This is a genomic window from Chamaesiphon polymorphus CCALA 037, from assembly GCF_003003845.1.
GTDB lineage: Bacteria > Cyanobacteriota > Cyanobacteriia > Cyanobacteriales > Chamaesiphonaceae > Chamaesiphon > Chamaesiphon polymorphus.
This window is the reverse complement of record NZ_PVWO01000743.1, coordinates 1-2,076: the sequence shown is the minus strand read 5'-3', so window position 1 is coordinate 2,076 and position 2,076 is coordinate 1. Positions and strand designations below refer to the sequence as shown.

Genomic DNA, 2,076 nt, shown 5'->3' with positions numbered 1-2,076 from the left:
GCCAGTACGATCGCGATCGTGACTGGGTTGCTGGTATTAATTGGTTGGCAATTAGATATCGCCGTCCTCAAGAGCGCGATCCCGGGGATGGTGTCGATGAAGGTAAATACGGCTATTTGTTTTGTATTAGTGGGGGTCGCGCTGCGGCTAAAAGCTCACCAACCCCAGAGTGCGCGAGGAGAGAGAATTGCAAATGGTTGTGCGACAGGCACGATCGTTATTGCCCTATTGACTATTTGTGAATACTTATTTGGGTGGCAGCTCGGCATTGACGAGCTATGGTTTCGCGATCTGGAGACGAGCGGGACAGTCGCTCCCGGTCGGATGGCGATCGATACAGCCGTGAGCTTTTGCTTGACAGGTACGGCATTATTACAGATAAATAGCCCAGAGCGACGCTTGTCAACTCAACCCCCACACCAAGTTCGGGTAGATGAGATAACGATCGCCCAAATTTTGGCCGCAGTGGCGGGTCTGATGGCCGTACAAGCGATCGTCAGTTATGCGTATAATGTGCGACCGAGCGCGATGATGACTTCCATGGCACTACATACGACCCTTACTTTTGCGGCCTTGAGTGCGGGCATTTTGGGGCTGAGGAGCGATCGCGGCTTTATGCGATCGATTACCACCGATCTGATGGGCGGTCAGAGCGCGCGGCGATTTATTCCGGCGGCCATTTTGGCACCAGCGATCGTCGGGTGGCTGATTTTACGAGGTCTGCAAGCCAACTTGTACGATGTTAACGTTGCTCTGTCGCTGATGTCGATCTCCTTGACGGCGATCTGGTTGGGGCAGATTAGAATCAATGCGGGGATTCTCAATCGAATCGATTACGATCGAGTCCGAGCCGCTACTCGGATGCGAGCGAGTAGAGAACGGCTCGAACTTGCCCTACGTGCTGCCCAACAGGGGATTTGGGATGTCGATACCCAGAGCCAGATTTTGACTTGGGACGAGCGGTGCCAAGCAATTTTTGGGCTGTCATCCGCTCCGGTGGTGACGTTCGCACAGGCTTTAGATCTCATCCATCCCGACGATCGGCAGCAAGTAGCTGATGCCGTGCAGAGTGCCATCCGCGAGGATCGTGAATACGTCCAAGAACATCGGATTATTTATGCCGATGGCACGGTGCGCTGGGTACTCGCACGGGGACGAGTCGATCGCTACTCCACAGATGCGCCGGAGCGATTGTTGGGGACGATGATGGATATCACCGATCGCAAATACGCCGAACTCAACGAACGCTTCCTCAACCAACTGACGCGCCGATTGCGGCCACTCGCCGATGCTGACGAAATGCAATGGGTCGCAGTGAGCAGTCTGGCTGAATATCTGCATGTCGATCGGGCAACGTGGTTTGCCGTCGATTGGGCGCAACGGTTGGGAACGATCGATCGCGACTGGCATCGCGAGGGGTTAAATAGTCATGCGGGGGTGTATGCGATCGGCGATTTTCTGCCGCCAACATTACAAGTGGCTCTATTTGCTGGCGAATCAGTAGTTGTTGCCGATGTCAATGCCGAGCCGCTGCTAGCACCTTATCGCGCTACTTATCAGCAGTTGGGGATAGTTGCATTTGCGAATGTCCCCTGTATTTTTGAAGAGCGGTGGGTGGCGACGTTAAATGTGAATAGTCTGAATGTGCGTGCTTGGCGCGATGATGAAGTCGCCTTGATGCAAGCGTTCGTCGCCCAAATTTGGTCGCTCATCGAGCAGACGCGATCGGCGCAAGCTTTGAGAGTGGAAGAAGAACGGACGCGATCGGCACAAGCCATTGTCGAACAGCAATTGGGCGAAATCGAAGCGATCTATCGATCGGCTCCAGTGGGACTGTGCTTTATCAATACCGATCTTCAATTCGTGCGCATCAACGAGCATTTAGCGCAGATTAATGGGTTGCCTGTCGCGGCACATATCGGGCGGACTCCGAGCGAGCTGTTTCCAGGAGCTGCCGAGACGATCGAGCCACTGTATCGACAAGTAATTGAGTCGGGAGAACCCATTGTCAATCTAGAATTGAGTGCGAGCCATCCCGATCGACCAGATGTATTGCGACATTGGCTAGTCTGCTAC

The 2,076-nt window shown here is 53.9% G+C and carries 1 protein-coding gene; it reads left to right on the top strand.

Annotated features, from left to right (window positions below; translation table 11 throughout):
• On the top strand, positions 1-2,076 hold a 2,076-nt coding region (locus tag C7B77_RS28895), incomplete at both ends, for a PAS domain S-box protein (protein ID WP_146138597.1).